This window comes from Gelidibacter japonicus (assembly GCF_010725055.1).
GTDB classification, from domain to species: domain Bacteria; phylum Bacteroidota; class Bacteroidia; order Flavobacteriales; family Flavobacteriaceae; genus Gelidibacter; species Gelidibacter japonicus.
In genome coordinates, this window is record NZ_BJKB01000054.1 from 1 (window position 1) to 1,027 (window position 1,027).

Below are 1,027 nucleotides of genomic sequence, written 5' to 3' on the forward strand. Positions count from 1 at the left end.
ACATAACCCACCAAAAATGTGTCCTCACTTTTGATCATCTGCGGCCCCTGCTCGTAGCGTATTTCTACAAGTTCTCCCAATGGTACTGGATTGCCTTTTTCTACCGGCACATAGATATTCTTAAGATCGTCTGGGTTTGCCCGTAACTCTCGTGGATAGCGAACCCGAACGTCATAACGTTCTCTTCCTTCTACCGTTTGGGTCAATGGCATCCCTCCGACTGCAACTTGTAAAATTTGCTGTACATCTTCTATAGACACTCCATATCGCGCTAAACGGTCTCTTTTAATATCTATTAATAGATAGGGTTTCCCAACAATACGATCAGCAAAAACAGCTTCTACTTTTACGCCTTCGGCATGTTTCAAAATCTCCTCCAGTTCAATTCCAAAGGCTTCAATTTGCCTAAGATCTTGTCCTTTCACTTTAATCCCCATCGGCGCTCGCATTCCAGTTTGCAACATGACCAATCGGGTTTCAATAGGCTGCAATTTTGGAGCGGAGGTGACACCAGGGATTTTAGTTACCCGAACGATTTCATTCCATATATCATCAGGGGATTTTATTTCAGGTCGCCAGTTTCTATAAAATTCACCATCATCATCCGGAATAAGATCTTGATCTTTCACGAAAAACGCATCCTGAGTTTCTGAATTCTCAGTAGACCTATCTTTAGCGGCTTCACTATTTGGATTGAGAGCAAGTCTGCCGTCCTTAAGAATAAATAGCCCATCATTATTCACTTTAAACCTTTGGCGCTTACCATCTTCATTTAGAGCGTATTCCGACTTATAGAGAATGATATTCTCATACATTGCCAATGGCGCTGGGTCAAGTGCCGACTCGGTCCGACCTGCCTTTCCAACAACGGTTTCAATCTCTGGAATGCTCGCCACGGCCATATCCAATTGCTGAAGTACCCGTTTGTTTTCTTCCACGCCAGAGTGGGGCATGGAGGTAGGCATCAACAAAAAGGAACCTTCATTTAAGGAAGGCATAAATTCCTTACCTGTATTTTGCCAAATCA

The 1,027-nt window shown here is 43.3% G+C and carries 1 protein-coding gene; it reads right to left on the bottom strand.

Translation table 11 applies throughout. The features are described 5' to 3' along the window. Positions 1–1,027: efflux RND transporter permease subunit (locus G6N06_RS19620; protein WP_163518393.1), on the bottom strand; the 1,027-nt coding region annotated here is incomplete at both ends.